At 74.1% G+C, this 19,635-nt stretch carries 24 protein-coding genes; 18 read left to right on the top strand and 6 right to left on the bottom strand.

Features of this window, described 5'->3' with window-relative positions; genetic code table 11:
* Window positions 1–171: 171 nt before the first annotated feature.
* The 4 genes from ybaK to ACIQPQ_RS30280 form a co-directional block, all read right to left on the bottom strand.
* The gene (gene ybaK / locus ACIQPQ_RS30295; protein WP_401310000.1) at window positions 172–675 is read right to left on the bottom strand and encodes a Cys-tRNA(Pro) deacylase; all 504 of its coding nucleotides are present in this window, start codon (window positions 673–675) and stop codon (window positions 172–174) included.
* Window positions 676–702: 27 nt separating this feature from the next.
* Window positions 703–1,443, bottom strand: coding sequence for an LON peptidase substrate-binding domain-containing protein (locus tag ACIQPQ_RS30290; RefSeq protein ID WP_401309997.1), 741 nt, complete (start codon window positions 1,441–1,443; stop codon window positions 703–705).
* A gap of 11 nt (window positions 1,444–1,454) precedes the next feature.
* Window positions 1,455–2,492, bottom strand: coding sequence for a hypothetical protein (locus ACIQPQ_RS30285; protein ID WP_401309994.1), 1,038 nt, complete (start codon window positions 2,490–2,492; stop codon window positions 1,455–1,457).
* A 167-nt stretch (window positions 2,493–2,659) separates the two neighbouring features.
* Window positions 2,660–4,237 (bottom strand): oxidoreductase, encoded by a 1,578-nt coding sequence (locus tag ACIQPQ_RS30280; protein ID WP_401309991.1) that lies wholly within the window; start codon window positions 4,235–4,237, stop codon window positions 2,660–2,662.
* A gap of 206 nt (window positions 4,238–4,443) precedes the next feature.
* On the opposite strand from ACIQPQ_RS30280, the gene hisD reads away from it, so the two are divergent.
* The 8 genes from hisD to hisF all read left to right on the top strand — a co-directional run bounded on the left by hisD (window position 4,444) and on the right by hisF (window position 10,305).
* Window positions 4,444–5,769, top strand: coding sequence for a histidinol dehydrogenase (gene hisD / locus ACIQPQ_RS30275; protein WP_383773561.1), 1,326 nt, complete (start codon window positions 4,444–4,446; stop codon window positions 5,767–5,769).
* A gap of 110 nt (window positions 5,770–5,879) precedes the next feature.
* A complete protein-coding gene (locus ACIQPQ_RS30270) occupies window positions 5,880–6,977 on the top strand; it encodes a histidinol-phosphate transaminase (RefSeq protein ID WP_401310020.1) in 1,098 nt (365 codons plus the stop codon).
* Entirely contained in the window at window positions 6,974–7,579 is a 606-nt protein-coding gene (hisB, locus tag ACIQPQ_RS30265; protein WP_401309988.1) for an imidazoleglycerol-phosphate dehydratase HisB, read from the top strand. Before ACIQPQ_RS30270 ends, hisB begins: the two co-directional genes overlap by 4 nt.
* A complete protein-coding gene (locus tag ACIQPQ_RS30260; protein ID WP_383773565.1) occupies window positions 7,576–7,740 on the top strand; it encodes a hypothetical protein in 165 nt (54 codons plus the stop codon). The genes hisB and ACIQPQ_RS30260 overlap by 4 nt, the downstream gene beginning before the upstream one ends.
* On the top strand, window positions 7,737–8,381 hold the full coding sequence (hisH, locus tag ACIQPQ_RS30255) for an imidazole glycerol phosphate synthase subunit HisH (protein WP_401309985.1): 645 nt from the start codon (window positions 7,737–7,739) through the stop codon (window positions 8,379–8,381). The genes ACIQPQ_RS30260 and hisH overlap by 4 nt, the downstream gene beginning before the upstream one ends.
* Complete coding sequence (gene priA / locus ACIQPQ_RS30250; RefSeq protein WP_401309982.1) at window positions 8,378–9,103, top strand: bifunctional 1-(5-phosphoribosyl)-5-((5-phosphoribosylamino)methylideneamino)imidazole-4-carboxamide isomerase/phosphoribosylanthranilate isomerase PriA; 726 nt, start codon at window positions 8,378–8,380, stop codon at window positions 9,101–9,103. Before hisH ends, priA begins: the two co-directional genes overlap by 4 nt.
* A complete protein-coding gene (locus ACIQPQ_RS30245; protein WP_383773571.1) occupies window positions 9,100–9,495 on the top strand; it encodes a RidA family protein in 396 nt (131 codons plus the stop codon). The genes priA and ACIQPQ_RS30245 overlap by 4 nt, the downstream gene beginning before the upstream one ends.
* Window positions 9,496–9,549: 54 nt before the next feature.
* Complete coding sequence (gene hisF, locus ACIQPQ_RS30240) at window positions 9,550–10,305, top strand: imidazole glycerol phosphate synthase subunit HisF (RefSeq protein ID WP_401309980.1); 756 nt, start codon at window positions 9,550–9,552, stop codon at window positions 10,303–10,305.
* 37 nt (window positions 10,306–10,342) lie between these two features.
* Here the strand turns inward: hisF and ACIQPQ_RS30235 are convergent, their stop codons facing one another.
* The gene (locus ACIQPQ_RS30235; RefSeq protein ID WP_401309978.1) at window positions 10,343–10,741 is read right to left on the bottom strand and encodes a VOC family protein; all 399 of its coding nucleotides are present in this window, start codon (window positions 10,739–10,741) and stop codon (window positions 10,343–10,345) included.
* Between the two features lie 50 nt (window positions 10,742–10,791).
* Window positions 10,792–11,427, bottom strand: a complete 636-nt coding sequence (locus tag ACIQPQ_RS30230) for a TIGR03085 family metal-binding protein (RefSeq protein WP_383773577.1) — start codon at window positions 11,425–11,427, stop codon at window positions 10,792–10,794.
* A gap of 82 nt (window positions 11,428–11,509) precedes the next feature.
* On the opposite strand from ACIQPQ_RS30230, the gene hisI reads away from it, so the two are divergent.
* The 10 genes from hisI (at window position 11,510) to ACIQPQ_RS30180 (ending at window position 19,538) form a co-directional block, all read left to right on the top strand.
* Window positions 11,510–11,950 (top strand): phosphoribosyl-AMP cyclohydrolase, encoded by a 441-nt coding sequence (hisI, locus tag ACIQPQ_RS30225; protein ID WP_401309975.1) that lies wholly within the window; start codon window positions 11,510–11,512, stop codon window positions 11,948–11,950.
* Window positions 11,951–11,961: 11 nt separating this feature from the next.
* Entirely contained in the window at window positions 11,962–13,500 is a 1,539-nt protein-coding gene (locus ACIQPQ_RS30220) for an anthranilate synthase component I (RefSeq protein ID WP_401309973.1), read from the top strand.
* Window positions 13,501–13,615: 115 nt separating this feature from the next.
* A complete protein-coding gene (locus tag ACIQPQ_RS30215) occupies window positions 13,616–14,260 on the top strand; it encodes a TIGR02234 family membrane protein (protein ID WP_401309970.1) in 645 nt (214 codons plus the stop codon).
* A 213-nt stretch (window positions 14,261–14,473) separates the two neighbouring features.
* On the top strand, window positions 14,474–14,725 hold the full coding sequence (locus ACIQPQ_RS30210) for an HGxxPAAW family protein (RefSeq protein ID WP_401309968.1): 252 nt from the start codon (window positions 14,474–14,476) through the stop codon (window positions 14,723–14,725).
* Window positions 14,726–14,817: 92 nt separating this feature from the next.
* Window positions 14,818–15,294: a DUF2752 domain-containing protein gene (locus ACIQPQ_RS30205; protein WP_401309966.1), complete on the top strand. Its 477-nt coding sequence runs from the start codon at window positions 14,818–14,820 to the stop codon at window positions 15,292–15,294.
* 153 nt (window positions 15,295–15,447) lie between these two features.
* Complete coding sequence (trpC, locus tag ACIQPQ_RS30200) at window positions 15,448–16,257, top strand: indole-3-glycerol phosphate synthase TrpC (RefSeq protein ID WP_401309963.1); 810 nt, start codon at window positions 15,448–15,450, stop codon at window positions 16,255–16,257.
* Between the two features lie 21 nt (window positions 16,258–16,278).
* Window positions 16,279–16,494, top strand: a complete 216-nt coding sequence (trpM, locus tag ACIQPQ_RS30195) for a tryptophan biosynthesis modulator TrpM (protein WP_401309960.1) — start codon at window positions 16,279–16,281, stop codon at window positions 16,492–16,494.
* Window positions 16,495–16,561: 67 nt separating this feature from the next.
* Window positions 16,562–17,845, top strand: a complete 1,284-nt coding sequence (gene trpB / locus ACIQPQ_RS30190; protein WP_401309958.1) for a tryptophan synthase subunit beta — start codon at window positions 16,562–16,564, stop codon at window positions 17,843–17,845.
* Window positions 17,842–18,660, top strand: a complete 819-nt coding sequence (trpA, locus tag ACIQPQ_RS30185; RefSeq protein WP_401309955.1) for a tryptophan synthase subunit alpha — start codon at window positions 17,842–17,844, stop codon at window positions 18,658–18,660. The genes trpB and trpA overlap by 4 nt, the downstream gene beginning before the upstream one ends.
* A gap of 101 nt (window positions 18,661–18,761) precedes the next feature.
* Window positions 18,762–19,538, top strand: a complete 777-nt coding sequence (locus ACIQPQ_RS30180) for a thioredoxin domain-containing protein (RefSeq protein WP_401309952.1) — start codon at window positions 18,762–18,764, stop codon at window positions 19,536–19,538.
* Window positions 19,539–19,635: the final 97 nt, after the last annotated feature.

Below are 19,635 nucleotides of genomic sequence, written 5' to 3'. Positions count from 1 at the left end.
GGATCAACGTGCTGTTCGCGATGCTCCGCGACGGCACCTTCTACGAACCCCGAACCCCACGCCTCGCTTGACGAAAGACATAGAGGCACCCCCCGGCACCCCGCACCCCGCGCTCGGCAGGCAGCGCCCCTCGGGCGGCGCGCCACCCCGTCCAGCCCCCGGCAGGGCCCCTCAGCCCCGTCCGATCGCCCCCAGCGTCGCGCCCGTGAGGCGGGCCAGGTCCGTCGGGGTCAGTTCCACCTCCAGGCCCCGGCGGCCCGCCGAGACGCAGACGGTGGGGTGGGTGGTGGCGGAGGCGTCCAGGACGGTGGGGAGGCGTTTGCGTTGGCCGAGGGGGGAGATGCCGCCGCGGACGTAGCCCGTGGTGCGTTCCGCGAGGGCCGGGTCGGCCATCGCGGCGCGCTTGCCGCCGACCGCCGCCGCGAGGGCCTTGAGGTCGAGGGAGCCCGCCACCGGGACCACCGCCACCGTCAGCGTGCCGTCCACGTCGGCCACCAGGGTCTTGAACACCCGTTCGGGGGAGACGCCCATCGCCTCGGCGGCCTCCTCGCCGTACGACGGGTGGGACGGGTCGTGCTCGTAGGCGTGGACCGTGAACGGGACGCCCGCCGCCGTCAGGGCGACCGTGGCGGGGGTGCCGCCGGACTGCTGCTGCTTCTTCGGCTTCTTGCCCATGCGGGGACCCAGGGCCTTTCCGGTGCGTCAGTTGAGGCTGGTCGGCCCGCGGGTCAGGTCCGCCGCGGGCAGCGAGGGCAGATTACGGATGATCGCGGTCTCCGCGCGCAGGAGTTTCAGCTCGTCGCGCAGCCGGGAGGCCGTGTCGGGGGCCTGGAGCAGCCGCTGCTTGGTCGGGGTGTCCAGCATCATCGCCGCCGCCACCAGGTACGACACCACGGCCGGTTCGTCGGGCAGCTCCGTGCCGGTGGCCAGGGACCGCTCACGGGCGCCCGCCAGCCGCTTCTGGTACTGCCGGAAGGACCGCAGCACCCCCTCCGCGAGCGCGCCCGCCTCGTCGCCTGGCTCCTCCGTCAGCTCCTCCAGCTCGCCCGTGAGGAACGGGCCCGAGGCGTCCACCGACAGCAGCCGCACCCGGGTCGTGCCGGTGGCCAGCACCTCGAAGGTGCCGTCCTCCCGCTCCCGGATCGTCGCCGCGTCGGCGACACAGCCCACCGTGTGGAAGGACTTCAGCGGGTCCGTGCCGAACCCCGCCGCCGCGCCCCGTTCGGGCACGGCCGTGGCGTCGGGCAGGCCCGGGGCGGCGGGGGCCACCTCGTGGCCGTCCCGGATCGCGACGACGACGAAGCGCCGGGACTCCTCCTCGGGGGTCTTCAGCAGATCGCGCATCAGGGCGCGGTAGCGCTCCTCGAACACGTTGAGCGGAAGCACCAGCCCCGGGTAGAGGACGGAGTTCAGGGGGAAGAGCGGCAGCCGGACGGTGGTCACGGCGCAGAAGCCTAGTGCTCTCCGGGGTGCCCGCGTTCCCCGTGGCCGCCCCGCGGCTCCCCGGCGAGCCCGGTGGGCCGCCCGGAGCACACCCGCTCGCGCACCGCGAGGAAGTGCCCGAGCGGGTCCTCGGACAGCTGTCCCCAGGGGAACGAGGTGGCGTACGGGCCGATCAGCCGCAGCTGGGCGAGGGCGTCCTCGCGGCGGCCGAGGCGGACGAGGACGTACGTCAGGAGGTTGCGGATCTCCGCCGTCCACGGGTCGTCGGCCGGGAAGCGCGCCGACAGCGCGATCGCCCGGTCGGCGGCCAGGTCGAGGTCCGCGCGGGGCACGTCGGGCCCGCAGCCGTCGGTGAGGTAGGCGAACGCGGCCCGTGCCGGCAGCGCCTGGACGAGCGAGCCGTCCGGGGCGTCCTGGGCGGCCCGCTCGGCGAAGTCGAAGCACTCGCGGTGGGAGCCGTGCCAGGACTCGGCGAGATAGCGCTCGACGGCGACATGGCAGCCGTAGTGGTGCGGGGCGCGCCGCACCGCCGCCTCCCACAGCTCCTCCACGTACTTCGGCCCGGCGTTCGTGCCGCGCGCGTGGTCCAGGGCGATCCGCCAGGGCACCGGATCGCTGTGGTCGGCCTGCGCGGCGGCGGTGATCAGCGGGCTCACCTCGCGCAGCAGGGACGCCCGGTCCGGTGAACGCCAGGCGCGGTCCACGGCGAGCTGGGCGGCGACCAGCAGGAGGTCCGGGTCGCGGGGCGCGGCGGCCCGCCAGGCGTCGAACCACTCCGGGCGGGCGTGCGCGAAGGAGGCGAGGCGGACGGCGTACCGGTCGCGGTACTCCCACTCGGCGCGCTGCCGGGTGGCCGCCATCAGCCGGGCGGCCGTCTCGTGCGTGCCGAGGCCCGCCGCGACCAGCGCGGGGCCGAGCCGGTCGTCGGGCACGTCGAGCAGCACCTCGTCGTCGGCGGGGAGCCCGTGCGCGGTGTGGGGGGCGGCGGTCCGGGCCCGCCGGGACGTGGCCGTCCGGGAGGCGCGGATGAACGGGGGCAGCAGAGCCATGGTTTTGCCATTGAAAAGGCCGCGTCCGCCGGACGCCAGGGGGCGAGGCGAACCCGCGGAAAGTTGTACGCGGCCGGGTCAAGGGAGGGTAAAAGGTGAGGGGGTCGGGGGCGACCCTCAGGTTCATCCCGCGCGGCTCGTCCGCGCCGGGGCGCCGCGCCCTCGCCTCAGCTCCGCCGCAGCAGCCGGGTCGCCCCCGTCGCCACGGTCGTCGCGAGGACCCAGCCCAGCAGGATCATCGCCGCCTGCACCCACTGCCAGCCGCCCTGGAGGCGCCACTGCCCGACCTGGCCCAGGTCGATCACCGGGAGCAGCAGGTCCAGGGCGAACAGGGCCGGGTTCCACGGCGGGTGGCCGTCCCGGTTGACCGGGGGATGGTCGGCGTGCGCGAAGGCCACCGAACTCGCCGCCCACAGCACCGCCATCCACACCGCCGCCCGGCCCGGCCGGTAGCCGTAGGCCACCGTCCAGTCCTGGAGGAAGCCCCACAGCTTCGCCGCCGGGGGCAGCGTCTCGCGCCGTCGGCGCTGCTTGGCGAGCAGCACCTCGCGCGCGTCCTCGTCCTCGCCGCCCGCCCGCAGCACCGTCGCCAGCCGCTCGTACGGTTCCGGGTTGTACTCGGCGGTCGCGGCGGAGACCCAGCCCAGCCGCTCCTGGAGCGGGAACGGCCCCTGCGGCACCAGGTTCTCGTACGCGAAGCCGCCCATGTGCAGCGCGCCCGGCCCCGGCCAGGCACTGGCCCGGTCCACCAGGTTGACCACCCGCGCCCCCGACAGCACCACCGTGCCGCGCTCCGGCGCCTCCCCGAGGAAGCGCAGCTCGGGCGTCTGCACCCGGCGCAGCGACAGCTCCTGGTCCTCCGTGAGGGTGAATCTGGCCCGGTCCAGGTCGACGGCGTCGCCGAACCGGCCGTCGTCGAGGCGGACCCCGCCCCGGCACTCGAAGCGCTGCACGCGCGTGCCGCGCGCGGGCGTCGTCCCGCTCAGCAGGTGCCCGCCGAGCCCGGCCGGGGTCAGGTACAGGGACCGTTCCACGGTCAGCTGGGGCGCGTTCAGCGCGAACCGGGTGTACGGGTTGGTCAGCCGCGCCCCGCGCAGGCTCAGCGACACGCCGATCTTCGCGGACCGCAGCCGCAGCTCGCCGTGCGACTCCAGCATCTCCGCCTGGAGGTCCTGGCCCACGGTCATCCCGTCGGCGGCGATGGACCGGCCGGTGCGGTCCCGGTAGACGATCGCCATGTTGAGCATCAGGTCGGTGCCGATGTGCGCGTCGGTGAGCCGTACCCCGTTGTGGAAGCGGCAGCGCGGCAGGTGCAGGTCGCCCTCCGTCTGGAGCCGGGCCGCCTCCAGCCGCGGCACCGAGCAGTCCACCAGCCGCAGCGTCGTCACCCGCGCCTCCGGCAGCAGCACGTCCCGCTCGAAGCGGCAGCGCTTCATCTCCACGTACGGCACCACCGTGCCGCCCGCCAGGTCCAGCGAGCCGCTGATCTGCACCCCGACCAGCTTCAGCGAGGACACCCGGCCCGCCAGCGCGGGCGGTCCGTCGAGCAGCAGCCAGGCCACGATCCGGGCCCGCACCGTCCGCCCGGGACCCCACGGATGCCCGCCGTGCGGATCGTCGACGACCGCGTCGCCGCCGCTGAGGTCGTACACGCTGCCGTTGCGGAACGCCTGCCACATGCCGGCCTCGGCGGCGGTCAGATCGTCCGGCAGATCACCGGCCCGGACGCCGGACCCTTCCGACACGCCGTTCCCTCCGTTCGCTCGCGCACAGCACGCGCGCCCCGGTCCCTCGCGCGCACGCCGTGCCCAGCGGTGATGCCCGCCGGGCGGCCCGCCGCACCCCATCCAAGAAGCCGATCGTCCGTTTCCGGGGCGTTTCCGGCCACGTTCTGTATCAGCCATTGATACGCGCGGACGGGGCCCGGAGCCGGTCTGAGAGAATTGACCGCGTGATCTCCCGAATCGATCTGCGCGGCGACGCCCTCCCCGAGGGACCCGCCCTGCGCGACCTGCTGCCCCGAGCCGACTTCGACGTCTCGGCCGCCCTGGAGAAGGTGCGTCCGATCTGCGAGGCCGTGCATCATCGGGGTGACGCGGCGCTGATCGACTTCGCCGAGACCTTCGACGGCGTCCGCCTGGAGCAGGTCAGGGTGCCCGCCGAGGCCCTGGAGCGCGCCCTCGCCGACCTGGACCCGAAGGTCCGCGCGGCCCTGGAGGAGTCGGTGCGCCGCGCCCGTCTCGTGCACCGCGCGCAGCGCCGCACCGACCACACCACGCAGGTCGTGCCCGGCGGGACCGTGACCGAGAAGTGGGTTCCCGTCCAGCGCGTCGGGCTGTACGCGCCGGGCGGCCGGTCGGTCTACCCGTCCTCCGTGGTGATGAACGTGGTCCCGGCCCAGGAGGCCGGCGTCCCGTCGATCGCGCTCGCCTCCCCGGCCCAGGCCGCGTTCGGCGGCCTCCCGCACCCCACGATCCTCGCCGCCTGCGCCCTCCTCGGCGTCGACGAGGTGTACGCGGCCGGGGGCGCCACCGCCGTCGCCATGTTCGCCCACGGCACCGAGTCCTGCCCGCCCGCCGACATGGTCACCGGCCCCGGCAACATCTGGGTCGCCGCCGCCAAGCGCTACTACACGGGCCGGATCGGCATCGACGCCGAGGCCGGACCGACCGAGATCGCCGTCCTCGCCGACGACACCGCCGACCCGGTGCACGTCGCCTCCGACCTGATCAGCCAGGCCGAGCACGACCCGCTGGCCGCCGCCGTGCTGGTCACCGACTCCGTCGCGCTCGCCGACGCGGTCGCGAAGGAGCTGGAGACGCAGGTCGCCGCCACCAGGCACGTCGAGGACCGCATCGTCCCGGCGCTCGCCGGACGGCAGTCCGCGATCGTCCTGGTCGACGGCGTCGACGAGGGCCTGCGCGTGGTCGACGCCTACGGCGCCGAGCACCTGGAGATCCAGACCGCCGACGCCACCGCCGTCGCCGCCCGCGTCCGGAACGCCGGGGCGATCTTCGTCGGGCCCTGGGCGCCGGTCTCCCTCGGCGACTACGCGGCCGGGTCCAACCACGTGCTGCCCACCGGCGGCTGCGCCTGCCACTCCTCGGGCCTGTCCGTGCAGTCCTTCCTGCGCGGCATCCACATCGTCGACTACACGGAGGACGCCCTCGCCGAGGTCGCCCACCACGTGGTCACGCTGGCCGAGGCGGAGGACCTGCCCGCGCACGGCGCGGCGATCAAGGCCAGGTTCGGGTGGAAGGTACCGGAGACCCCGTGAGCAGCACCGACATCAGCACCGGAAGCCCCGGAAGCGCGGGCCCCGGCGGCCCCGGACAGGGCACAGGCACCGACACCGCCGCGGGCCCCGGCGGCCGCCCCGGCTTCGGCATCGACGACCTGCCCGTCCGCGACGAGCTGCGCGGCAAGTCGCCGTACGGCGCCCCCCAGCTGGACGTCCCGGTCCGGCTGAACACCAACGAGAACCCCTACCCGCTGCCCGAGGCACTGGTCGAGCGGATCGCGGAGCGGGTGCGCGACGCCGCCCGCGACCTCAACCGCTACCCCGACCGGGACGCCGTCGAGCTGCGCACCCGGCTCGCCGCCTACCTCACCGACACCACCGGGTACGAGGTCGGCCCCGGCAACGTGTGGGCGGCCAACGGCTCCAACGAGGTCATCCAGCAGCTCCTCCAGACCTTCGGCGGACCCGGCCGCTCGGCGATGGGCTTCGAACCGTCGTACTCGATGCACGGGCTCATCGCGCGCGGCACCGGCACCGGCTGGATCTCCGGGCCGCGCCACCCCGACTTCACCCTCGACGTGGACGCCGCCGCGCGGGCGATCGCCGAGCACCGCCCCGACGTCGTCTTCGTCACCACCCCCAACAACCCCACCGGCACCGCCGTCCCCGCCGACACCGTCCTCGCGCTGTACGAGGCCGCGCAGGCCGCCGGGCCGTCGATGGTCGTCGTCGACGAGGCGTACGTCGAGTTCAGTCACCACGACTCGCTGCTCCCGCTGCTGGAAGATCGGCCGAATCTCGTCGTCTCCCGGACGATGTCGAAGGCCTTCGGCGCGGCGGGCCTGCGCCTCGGCTACCTCGCCGCGCACCCCGCGGTGGTGGACGCCGTCCAGCTGGTGCGGCTGCCGTACCACCTCTCGGCCGTCACCCAGGCGACCGCGCTCGCCGCCCTGGAACACACCGCCACCCTCCTCGGCTACGTCGAGCAGCTCAAGGCGGAACGCGACCGGCTGGTCGCCGAACTCCTCGCGGCGGGCTACGAGGTGACCGCCTCGGACGCCAACTTCGTCCAGTTCGGCCGCTTCGCCGACGCGCACGCCGTGTGGCGGCAGATCCTCGACCGGGGCGTCCTGGTCCGGGACAACGGCGTACCCGGCTGGCTGCGGGTCACCGCCGGCACCCCCGAAGAGAACGACGCGTTCCTCGACGCGGTCCGTGAGATCAAGAAGGAGCAGGGTTCATGAGCCGCCGCGAAGGGCGCATCGGCAGGGTCGAGCGCACCACCAAGGAGACATCGGTCCTCGTCGAGATCGACCTCGACGGCACCGGCCGCGTCGAGGTGTCGACCGGCGTCGGCTTCTACGACCACATGCTCGACCAGCTCGGCCGCCACGGTCTGTTCGACCTCACCGTCAAGACCGACGGCGACCTGCACATCGACTCCCACCACACCATCGAGGACACCGCCCTCGCGCTCGGCGCCGCCTTCAAGCAGGCCCTCGGCGACAAGGTGGGCATCTACCGCTTCGGCAACTGCACGGTCCCGCTGGACGAGTCCCTCGCCCAGGTCACCGTCGACCTCTCCGGCCGCCCCTACCTCGTGCACACCGAGCCCGAGAACATGGCGCCGATGATCGGCTCGTACGACACGACGATGACCCGGCACATCCTGGAGTCCTTCGTCGCCCAGGCGCAGATCGCCCTGCACGTGCACGTGCCCTACGGGCGCAACGCCCACCACATCGTCGAGTGCCAGTTCAAGGCCCTCGCCCGCGCGCTGCGCTACGCCTCCGAGCGCGACCCCCGCGCCGTCGGCATCCTCCCCTCCACGAAGGGCGCGCTGTGACCGGCCTGTCGACCATCCTGATCGTCGTCGGCCTCTTCCTGGTCGGCGGCATCATCTCCTTCGTCAAGCAGGACATGCCGCGCAGCCTCGTCGTCCTGCTGTCCGTCAGCGCCGCGATGTGCATCGTCGCGGGCGTGATGCGGCTGGAGGTGTGGAGTTGAGCGGGGCGGCGAAGAAGGTCGTCGTCTTCGACTACGGCTTCGGCAACGTCCGCTCCGCCGAACGCGCCCTCGCGCGCGCCGGCGCGGACGTCGAGATCACCCGCGACTTCGACCGGGCGATGAACGCCGACGGGCTGCTCGTGCCGGGCGTCGGCGCCTTCGCCGCCTGCATGGGCGGCCTGCGCGCGGCGCGCGGCGACTGGATCGTCGACCGCCGCCTGTCCGGCGGGCGCCCGGTGCTCGGCATCTGCGTCGGCATGCAGATCCTCTTCGCGCGCGGCATCGAGCACGGCACGGAGACCGAGGGCCTCGACGAGTGGCCCGGCACCGTCGGCCCCCTCAAGGCCGACGTCGTGCCCCACATGGGATGGAACACCGTCGAGGCGCCCGAGGACTCCCGCCTTTTCGCCGGTCTCGACGCGGACGCGCGCTACTACTTCGTGCACTCCTACGCCGTCCACGACTGGAACTTCGAGGTGCAGAACCCGGCGATGCGGGCCCCCGCGGTGACCTGGGCGACGCACGGCGAGCGGTTCGTGGCCGCCGTGGAGAACGGCGCCCTGTGGGCCACCCAGTTCCACCCCGAGAAGTCCGGCGACGCCGGAGCCCAGCTCCTCACCAACTGGATCGGAACCCTGTGAGCACGCTCGAACTCCTCCCCGCCGTCGACGTCCGCGACGGACAGGCCGTCCGTCTCGTGCACGGCGAGTCCGGCACCGAGACCTCCTACGGCTCCCCGCTGGAGGCGGCCCTCGCCTGGCAGCGGGCGGGCGCCGAGTGGCTGCACCTGGTCGACCTCGACGCCGCGTTCGGCACCGGCGACAACCGGGCCCTGATCGCCGAGGTCGCCCGCGCCATGGACCTCAAGGTCGAGCTGTCCGGCGGCATCCGCGACGACGACACCCTCGCCGCGGCCCTCGCCACCGGCTGCACCCGCGTCAACCTCGGCACCGCCGCCCTGGAGACCCCCGACTGGGTCGCCGGGATCATCGCCGAGCACGGCGACAAGATCGCCGTGGGCCTCGACGTACGCGGCACCACGCTCCGCGGCCGGGGCTGGACCCGCGACGGCGGCGACCTCTACGAGACGCTGGCCCGCCTCGACAAGGAGGGCTGCGCGCGGTACGTCGTCACCGACATCGCCAAGGACGGCACCCTCCAGGGCCCCAACCTGGAGCTGCTGAAGAACGTCTGCGCCGCCACCGACCGGCCCGTCGTGGCCTCCGGCGGTGTCTCCTCCCTCGACGACCTGCGGGCCCTCGCCGACCTCGTCCCGCTCGGCGTGGAGGGCGCCATCGTCGGGAAGGCGCTGTACGCGAAGGCGTTCACCCTGGAAGAGGCCCTGGAGGCTGTGTCGTCATGACGTCCGAAGCCGTACGGCGCGTGCAGAGCGGTAATCCCTGGGAGGACACCCTCGGCTTCGCCCGCGCCGTCGCGGCGGGCGACCGGGTGCTGGTGGCGGGCACGACGGCCTTCAAGGACGGCGTGCTGTACGGGGAGGGCGACCCCTACGAGCAGGCCCGCACCGCGTTCACCACCGCCCTGGAGGCGATCGCCGCGTTCGGGCTCGGCCCCGACGCGGTGCTCCGCACCCGTATGCACCTGGCGCACAGCCGGGACATCGACGCGGTGGGCCGCGCCCACCAGGAGATCTTCGGCGCCGTGCGCCCGGCCGCGACCCTGCTGGTCGTGGCGGGCTTCATCGACCCGCGCGTCCTGGTCTCCGTCGAACTGGAAGCATTCAGAGAGCTGTAGGGGCCGTTCGAGCCGCCGAAGCAGTTCGCAGAACATCAGAGGAGCCGTGGATTCATGACCCTGGCGGTCCGAGTCATCCCCTGCCTGGACGTGGACAACGGCCGGGTCGTCAAGGGCGTCAACTTCCAGAACCTGCGCGACGCGGGCGACCCGGTCGAGATGGCCAAGGTATACGACGCCGAGGGCGCCGACGAGCTGACGTTCCTCGACATCACCGCCTCCTCCGGCGACCGCGAGACGACGTACGACGTGGTCCGGCGCACCGCCGAGCAGGTCTTCATCCCGCTCACCGTCGGCGGCGGGGTCCGCGCCCCCGAGGACGTGGACAAGCTGCTGCGGGCGGGCGCCGACAAGGTGGGCGTCAACACCGCCGCGATCGCCCGCCCCGAGCTGATCCGGGAGATCGCCGAGCGCTTCGGCCGCCAGGTGCTGGTCCTGTCGGTCGACGCCCGCCGCACCCCGTCCGGCTCCTTCGAGGTCACCACGCACGGCGGCCGCCGGGGCACCGGCATCGACGCCGTCGAGTGGGCGCACCGCGCCGCCGAACTCGGCGCGGGCGAGATCCTCCTCAACTCGATGGACGCCGACGGCACCAAGGACGGCTACGACCTGGAGATGATCACCGCCGTCCGCCGGCACGTCACCGTCCCGGTGATCGCCTCCGGCGGCGCGGGCCGCCTCACCGACTTCGCCCCCGCGATCGGCGCGGGCGCCGACGCGGTCCTCGCCGCCTCCGTCTTCCACTTCGGTGACCTGCGCATCGGCGAGGTGAAGGACGCGCTGCGGGGGGCGGGCCACCCGGTGCGCTAGCGCACCCTCGGGGCGGGCGTGGGGCCGCCCCGTCGGCTTACTCCGTCGGCTGCGCCAGCTGCACGTAGTTGCCGACCGTGTCGTCGAGGACGGCGGTGAGCATCGGGCCCTGCCGCTGCGGGGACTGGGCGAAGTGGACGCCGAGGGCGGTCAGGCGCGCGTACTCGGCGTTCAGGTCGTCGACCGAGAACACGATGCAGGGCAGCGCCGCCTCGCGCAGCGCCGTGCGGTACGGCTCGGCGATCGGGCCCTGGCCCGGCTCCAGCAGCAGCTGGAGGTCCGGCTGCGCCCCCTCGGCGGCGCCCACGGTGACGAAGAGGGCGCCGCCGCCCAGATCGAGGTGGATACGGGTCTCGAAGCCGAGGACCTCGGTGTAGAAGGCGTGGGCCCGCGCCACGTCGTCCACGTACACGCTGGTCATGGCGACCTTGATCATGGACTGTCCTCTCGTGGAGCGCGGCCCCGCCGGGGTTCACCGGCCGGGGGTCACAGGCCGAGCTGCCCGCCGCCCCGCAGCTTGGCCAGGGCGTCCGCGTCGCCGGTCAGGTCCACCTGCGCGGCGGAGCGCCGGCCGTGCAGGAACAGCAGCAGCTCGGCGGCCTCGCCGGTCGCCGTGACGACCGGGGTGCCCCGGTTGGCGACGACCGTGCGGCCGTCCGGGCGGCGCAGCACCAGCCCCGTCGGCGTGGAGCGCCCCATCAGCCGGGCCGCGCGCTCCATCCGCGCCCACAGGGCGTCCTGGAACACCGGGTCCAGCTCGCGCGGCGTCCACTCCGGCTGCGCCCGGCGCACGTCCTCGGCGTGGACGTAGAACTCGATCGTGTTGGACGCCTCGTCGAGCTGCTTCAGCTGGAACGGCGAGAAGCGCGGCGGGCCGGTGCGGATGAGCTGGATCAGCTCCTCGTACGGCTTGGCCGTGAACTCCTCCATCGTCTTGTCCAGCCGGGACGCCAGCTTCTTGATGAGGATGCCCCCGGCGGCGTCGGGCCGGCGCTCGCGCACCACCACGTGCGCGGCCAGGTCGCGGGTCAGCCAGCCCTCGCAGAGGGTCGGCGCCTCGGGGCCCGCCGTCTCCAGCAGGTCGGCGAGCAGAAGTCGTTCACGCTTGGCGAAGGTCGACATGCCGTCAGCCTACGACCGCGTAGCGGGTCCGCCCAATGGACGGCCGCCCGGAACGGCCCCCTCCGCGCGGCACAATGGGCGCATGACCAGCACGCCCCCGCCCAGCCGCCTGGACCCGGAGATCGCCGCGCGCCTCAAGCGCGGCCCCGACGGGCTCCTCCCCGCCGTCGCCCAGCAGTACGACACCGGTGAGGTGCTCATGCTCGGCTGGATGGACGACGAGGCGCTGCACCGCACCCTCACCACCGGCCGCTGCACGTACTGGTCGCGCAGCCGCCAGGAGTACTGGGTCAAGGGCGACACATCCGGCCACGTCCAGCTCGTCCGCTCCGTCGCCCTCGACTGCGACGCCGACACCCTGCTCGTCAAGGTCGACCAGGTCGGCGCCGCCTGCCACACCGGCGACCGCACCTGCTTCGACGCCGACGTCCTCCTCACGGACGGCACCGGAGCGGACCGGGACGGCGCGATCCCGTCCGCCGCCCGCGCCGCCGGTTCCGGTGCCCCCGGCACGGATCAGTAAGGTCAGCCGCCATGGACCTCGACACGTTCCGCAAGCTGGCCGCCGACCGCCGGGTCGTCCCCGTCACCCGCAAGCTCCTCGCCGACGGCGACACCCCGGTCGCGCTCTACCGCAAGCTCGCCGCCGAACGCCCCGGCACCTTCCTGCTGGAGTCCGCCGAGAACGGCCGTACGGCCTACCAGTGGTCGCGGTACTCCTTCGTCGGCGTCCGCTCCGCCGCCACCCTCACCGCCCGCGACGGCCAGGCCCACTGGCTGGGCACCCCGCCCGTCGGCGTCCCCGCCGACGGCGACCCGCTCGCCGCGCTGCGCGCCACCATCGAGGCCCTGCACACCCCCCACCAGGCCGACGACGGGCTGCCCCCGTTCACCGGCGGCATGGTCGGCTACCTCGGCTACGACATCGTCCGCCGCCTGGAGAAGATCGGCCCCGGCGACCGCGACGACCTGCGGCTGCCCGAACTGACCATGCTCCTCACCAGCGACCTCGCCGTGATGGACCACTGGGAGGGCTCGGTCCTGCTGATCGCCAACGCGATCAACCACAACGACCTCGACACCGGCGTCGACGAGGCGTACGCGGACGCCGTGGCCCGCCTCGACGCCATGGAGGCCGACCTGTCCCGGCCGGTGGTCCAGCCGCCCGCCGTGCTGCCGCCCTCCGAACTCCCCGCGTACACCGCGCTGTGGGGCGGCCCCGACTTCCAGCGGGCCGTGGAGGACGTCAAGGAACGCATCCGCGCGGGCGAGGCCTTCCAGGTCGTCCCCTCCCAGCGGTTCGAGACGCCGTGCACCGCCACCGCCCTCGACGTGTACCGGGTGCTGCGGGCCACCAACCCGTCGCCGTACATGTACCTCTTCCGGTTCCCCGACGGGGGCGGCGGCGCCTTCGACGTGGTCGGCTCCAGCCCGGAGGCGCTGGTCAAGGTCGAGGACGGGCGGGCCATGGTGCACCCCATCGCCGGGACCCGGCACCGCGGGGCCACCCCGCAGGAGGACCAGGCGCTCGCCGAGGAACTCCTCGCCGACCCCAAGGAGCGCGCCGAGCACCTCATGCTCGTCGACCTCGGCCGCAACGACCTCGGGCGGGTCTGCGAACCCGGCTCGGTGGAGGTCGTCGACTTCATGTCCGTCGAGCGGTACTCGCACGTCATGCACATCGTCTCCACCGTCACCGGCCGGGTCGCCCCGGGCCGGACCGCCTTCGACGTGCTGACCGCCTGCTTCCCCGCGGGCACCCTCTCCGGCGCGCCCAAGCCGCGCGCCATGCAGATCATCGACGAACTGGAGCCGTCCCGGCGCGGCCTCTACGGCGGCTGCGTCGGCTACCTCGACTTCGCGGGCGACTCCGACACCGCCATCGCCATCCGCACCGCCCTGCTGCGCGACGGCACCGCCTACGTCCAGGCGGGCGCGGGCATCGTCGCCGATTCCGACCCGGTCGCCGAGGACCAGGAGTGCCGCAACAAGGCGGCGGCCGTCCTCCGCGCGGTCCACACCGCCAACCGGCTCGCCGCCCCGGCCGCTCCGGCGGCCACGACCGCCGGGTAGCGCCGCACGGGCGCCGGGGCCGGGCGGGCGCGCGGGCCGCGGGGTGTGAGCGGCGGCGAATAGGACGTGCGTCACGTGAGCCCCGGGTGCCGGTTCGCCCGGGGTTCAGGCGATAGTGGAGTACGTGACTGCCGCAGTTCCTTCCCCCCGCTCCGAAGCCGCCCCCGCCCGGTCCGGCCGCCGCAGCCTGGGCCTCGCCCTGCTGTCCGGCGCGCTCGGCGCCGCCCTGGCCCTGCTCGCGACCCGGCAGCGCTGGTCGGCCGGTACGGCGACGGTGGCCGGCGGCGACTTCCCCCTGACCGTCAAGGGCAGCGACGTCACCGGCGTCCCGGCCGCGCTCGCCATAGTCGGCCTCGCCGCCCTGGTCGCCGTGTTCGCCGTCCGCCGCGCGGGCCGCCTCGCCGTCTCCGGCCTGCTCGCCCTCTCCGGCGCGGGCATCGTCGCCGCCGCCCTGGTCGGCGCCGACGACAGCTCCGCCCTCGACGAGCGGGCCGCCCAGGCCTCCGGCGACACCTCCGCCGCCGTCCACGCGCTCACCCACACCGGCTGGCCGTACGCCGCCGCCGCGGGCGGGGTCCTGATCCTCCTGGCGGGCCTGCTCGCCCTGCGCTACGGCCGCCTGTGGCCCGCCATGTCGGGCCGCTACGAGCGCGCGGGGGCGCCTCGCCCGCGCCGTGCGGCGCCCGACCCCGAGCGGCCCGAGGAGATGTGGAAGGCCCTCGACCGCGGCGAGGACCCCACGGGCACCGGCCCCGCCTGACGCCCGTACCCCCCCCCGCCACCGACGTCCGCCCCTCGCCGTCGAACCCGATGTGGCGCATCAGACGCGGCGAGGACACCACCCTGACGCACGGCACCCCCTCCGGATACGGGACAATGGGGAGCGGGCGTCCGGTCCCGGACGAACACCCCGGAGCGATCCCCGGCGATCCCCGGTGATCGACAGCAACCGACTGCAACGAGGAGCAACGTCATGGCGGGCAGCAGCCACGGACACACCCCGGCCGCCTGGACCGGTGTCACCATCGTCTTCATCGGCTTCTGCGTCGCGGGCGCGTTCATGGTGATGGCCGAGCCGCTCGGCTTCTGGGCCGGCATGGCGATCACCCTCCTCGGCGGCGTCGTCGGCCTCGTCATGCGCGCGATGGGCCTCGGCATGCCGAAGGAGACCCACCCCGTGCACCAGGTGACGCCCGCGCGCGAGCCGGTCGCGGCCGACAGCTGAGCGCCCGCCACCTACGGCGGACCCCGCGTGAGGGGCGCCCGGTCCCCGGACCGGCCGCCCCTCACGCGCGCCCGGCGCCCGCGCGCGGCACAATGCGAGACGTGACCGCCGACCCCCGCAGCGTGACACCGCCCGCCGCGCCCCCCGCCGCCGTACCGCGCGGTGCCCCGGCCGGTGTCCCGCGCCGGGTCGCCGTCCCCGCCGCGCTCCTCGCGGCCGTCGCCGGGGCCTTCGCGTACGTCGGCGCCGTCGACCCCAACGAGGCCGGCCACTACCCGACGTGCCCGCTCTACGCGTACACCGGCCTCCTCTGCCCCGGCTGCGGCGGGCTGCGCGGCGCGCACGCCCTCGTGCACGGCGACCTCCCGGCCGCCCTGCACGCCAACGCGATGGCCGTGGCCGCCTACGCGGGCCTCGCCGTGCTGTGGACCGTCTGGGTGGTCCGCGCCGCCCGCGGCCGGTCACTGCGCGTCGATCCCGCGCCCGTCCACCTGTGGCTCCTGGGCGCGTTCCTGCTGCTCTTCACGGTTGTCCGGAACCTGCCCTTCGGTGGCTGGTTCCGACCTTGATCATCGGGCGAACGTCCAGGTAATGGGACTGCCGCCCTCCGGATGCGGGGCCATCGCCCCGCTGCGGATACCATCGCAGTGACCACCGGTTCACCTCTGGTCGCCGCCACCCGTCCACCGCTGGAAGTCACCGTCCGAAAGGGGACCGCTCGCGTGAGTGTGCTCGACGAGATCATCGACGGAGTCCGTGCCGACCTCGCGGAGCGGCAGGCGCGCGTCAGCCTCGACGAGCTGAAGGAGCGCGCGGCCAAGGCCCCCGCCGCCAAGGACGGGCTCGCCGCCCTCAAGGGCGACGGCGTCAAGGTCATCTGCGAGGTCAAGCGCTCCAGCCCCTCCAAGGGCGCGCTCGCCGCGATCGCCGACCCGGCCGGACTCGCCGCGGACTACGAGGCGGGCGGCGCCGCCGTCATCTCCGTCCTCACCGAACAGCGCCGCTTCGGCGGCTCCCTCGCCGACCTCGAAGCGGTCCGCGCGCGCGTCGACATCCCCGTGCTGCGCAAGGACTTCATCGTCACCTCGTACCAGCTGTGGGAGGCCCGCGCGTACGGCGCCGACCTCGCCCTGCTGATCGTCGCCGCCCTCGACCAGCCCGCCCTGGAGTCGCTCATCGAGCGCGCCGTCTCCATCGGCCTCACCCCGCTCGTCGAGGTCCACGACGAGGACGAGGTCGAGCGCGCGGTGGACGCCGGGGCCCGCGTCATCGGCGTCAACGCCCGCAACCTGAAGACCCTGGAGGTCGACCGGGGCACCTTCGAGCGGGTCGCCCCCGAGATCCCCGACCACCTGGTCAAGATCGCCGAGTCCGGCGTCCGCGGCCCGCACGACCTCATCGCCTACGCCAACGCGGGCGCCGACGCCGTCCTCGTCGGCGAGTCCCTGGTCACCGGCCGCGACCCCAAGACGGCCGTCGCCGACCTGGTCGCCGCGGGCGAGCACCCCGCACTGCGCCACGGCCGGGGCTGACCCCCCGCTAGGCTGGCCCCGATGACGCCCACCGCCCCCGCCGCGCCCGCCCCGGACCGGTACGCCCGCCTCGCGCGCGGCTGCCGACCCCGAGGCTGCCGCGCGCCCGCCCGCCGGGTGCACGGCCGCCGGGTCCGGTACGTCATCGGCGACGAGCCCGGCCAGGTGAACGGCATGCGATGGCAGCGCGCCCCCGAGGGGCGCGCGCCACGACGCGACCGGCCGCACCCGGCCTGAGTCGCCCGCACCCGGCACCGCCCCACGGACACCGAGTCGTCTTCCGCACTCACCGTGAGGTTTCCGCATGCCCAGCGAGTTCTTCATCCCCGATCCCGACGGCCAGGTCCCGAGCCCCGAGGGCTACTTCGGCGCCTTCGGCGGCAAGTTCATCCCGGAGGCCCTCGTCGCCGCCGTCGACGAGGTCGCTGTCGAGTACGACAAGGCCAAGAACGACCCCGCCTTCGCCCGCGAACTGGACGACCTCCTCGTCCACTACACCGGCCGCCCCAGCTCCCTCACCGAGGTGCCCCGCTTCGCCGGACACGCGGGCGGCGCCCGGGTGTTCCTCAAGCGCGAGGACCTCAACCACACCGGCTCCCACAAGATCAACAACGTGCTGGGGCAGGCCCTGCTCACCCGGCGCATGGGCAAGACCCGCGTCATCGCCGAGACCGGCGCCGGACAGCACGGCGTCGCCACCGCCACCGCCTGCGCCCTGTTCGGCCTCGACTGCACCATCTACATGGGCGAGATCGACACCGAGCGCCAGGCCCTCAACGTGGCCCGGATGCGGATGCTCGGCGCCGAGGTCGTCGCCGTGAAGTCCGGCAGCCGCACCCTCAAGGACGCCATCAACGAGGCGTTCCGCGACTGGGTCGCCAACGTCGACCGCACCCACTACCTCTTCGGCACGGTCGCGGGCCCGCACCCCTTCCCGGCGATGGTCCGCGACTTCCACCGCGTCATCGGCGTCGAGGCCCGCCGCCAGATCCTGGAGCGCGCCGGACGCCTGCCCGACGCCGCCGTCGCCTGCGTCGGCGGCGGCTCCAACGCCATCGGCCTCTTCCACGCCTTCATCCCCGACACCGGCGTCCGCCTCATCGGCTGCGAGCCCGCCGGACACGGTGTGGAGACCGGCGAGCACGCCGCCACCCTCACCGCGGGCGAGCCCGGCATCCTGCACGGCTCCCGCTCCTACGTCCTCCAGGACGACGAGGGCCAGATCACCGAGCCCTACTCCATCTCCGCGGGCCTGGACTACCCGGGCATCGGCCCCGAGCACTCCTACCTCAAGGACTCCGGGCGCGGCGAGTACCGCGCGGTCACCGACGACGCGGCCATGCAGGCGCTGCGCCTGCTGTCCCGCACCGAGGGCATCATCCCGGCCATCGAGAGCGCCCACGCCCTGGCCGGTGCCCTGGAGGTCGGCCGCGAGCTGGGCCGGGACGGGCTGATCGTGGTCAACCTGTCCGGCCGCGGCGACAAGGACATGGACACCGCCGCCCGCTACTTCGGGCTGTACGACACCGACGCCGAGGTCGCCGCCGACGCGGCCGCCACCGCGGAGATCCAGGGGGACGCCAAGTGAGCGGGACCATCCAGCTGCTGTCGGACACCCTCGCCGCCGCGCGCGCCGAGGGCCGCTCCGCCCTCATCGCCTACCTCCCGGCCGGGTTCCCCACCGTCGACGGCGGCATCGAGGCCGTCAAGGCCGCCTTCGACGGCGGCGCCGACATCGTCGAGGTCGGCCTGCCGCACAGCGACCCCGTCCTCGACGGCCCCGTCATCCAGACCGCCGACGACATCGCCCTGCGCGGCGGCGTCCGCATCGCCGACGTGCTGCGCACCGTCCGCGAGGCCCACGAGGCCACCGGCAAGCCGGTCCTCGTCATGACGTACTGGAACCCCATCGACCGCTACGGCGTCGAGCGGTTCACCGCCGAGCTGGCCGAGGCGGGCGGCGCCGGGGCGATCCTGCCCGACCTGCCCGTGCAGGAGTCCGCGCTGTGGCGCGAGCACGCCGACAAGCACGGTCTCGCGACCGTCTTCGTCGTCGCGCCCAGCAGCAGGGACGAGCGCCTCGCCACCATCACCGAGGCGGGCAGCGGCTTCGTCTACGCCGCCTCCCTGATGGGCGTCACCGGCACCCGCGCCTCCGTCGGCGCGCAGGCCCAGGACCTGGTCGAGCGCACCCGCGCCACCGGCACCGGCCTGCCCGTCTGCGTCGGCCTCGGCGTCTCCGACGCCACCCAGGCCGCCGAGGTGGCGGGCTTCGCGGACGGCGTGATCGTCGGCTCGGCCTTCGTGCAGCGGATGCTGGACGCCCCCGACCACGCGGCCGGGATCGAGGCCGTGCGGGCGCTCGCGGGCGAGCTGGCGAAGGGCGTGCGCGGACAGGCGTAGCGGGCGGCCCGCGGAGACGGCCGCGGAAGAGCACGGTCACTCGAACGGGTGGACCTGGGACCGGGGAGGCGCTGGGCGCCTCCCCGGTTCGTTTCCGGGGTGTGAGCGAGAAGAATCGTGATGGGAAGCGCACCGCCCGGGAGCGGCTGGCGGTCGAGCGGGAGAAGCAGAAGGCGGGGGAGCGGCGGCGCCGCACCCTGATCGTCGCCGCGAGCGTGGTGGGCGTGCTGGGCCTCGCGGCGGTCATCGGCGTCGTCGCCGCGAACTCCGGCAAGGACGACAGCGCCAAGGACGCGGGCCCGGTCGTCGCGCCCTCCGGCGCGCAGGGCAAGGACGCCCTCGCGATCCCGGTCGGCGAGGAGGGCGCGAAGTCCACGCTCACCGTGTGGGAGGACTTCCGCTGCCCCGCCTGCAAGGGCTTCGAGGACGCGTACCGCTCGACGATCCACGAGCTGACCGCCGCCGGGAAGCTCAAGGTCGACTACCACCTCGCCACGATCATCGACGGCAACATGGGCGGTTCCGGCTCCCGCAAGGCGGCGAACGCGGCGGCCTGCGCCCAGGACGTGGGCAAGTTCCCGGAGTACCACGACGTCCTCTACCAGAACCAGCCCGAGGAGACCGACGACGCGTTCGCGGAGAACGCCGAGCTCTTCGACCTGGCGAAGAAGGTCGACGGCCTCGACACCCCCGCCTTCCGCACCTGCGTCGAGGACGGCACCCACGACAGCTGGGTCGCCAAGTCCAACGAGGCCTTCCGCACCGGCGGCTTCACCGGCACCCCGACCGTCCTGTTCAACGGCAAGAACATCTACGCGGACCAGACGATGACCCCGCAGAAGCTGAAGCAGATGGTGGAGGAGGCCGACCAGGGGTAGGCCGGGTCCGTGGGCGCCGGTCGTCCGGTGCCGCACCGGCCCGTTATGGAGCCGTTGCCGGGCCGCCCGCCACGGGCCCGGCCCGGCACGGTAGCGT

Origin of the sequence: Streptomyces sp. NPDC091281 (assembly GCF_044757425.1) — a bacterium.
Taxonomy (GTDB): Bacteria; Actinomycetota; Actinomycetes; order Streptomycetales; family Streptomycetaceae; genus Streptomyces.
This window is presented reverse-complemented; position numbering and strand designations above follow the sequence as displayed.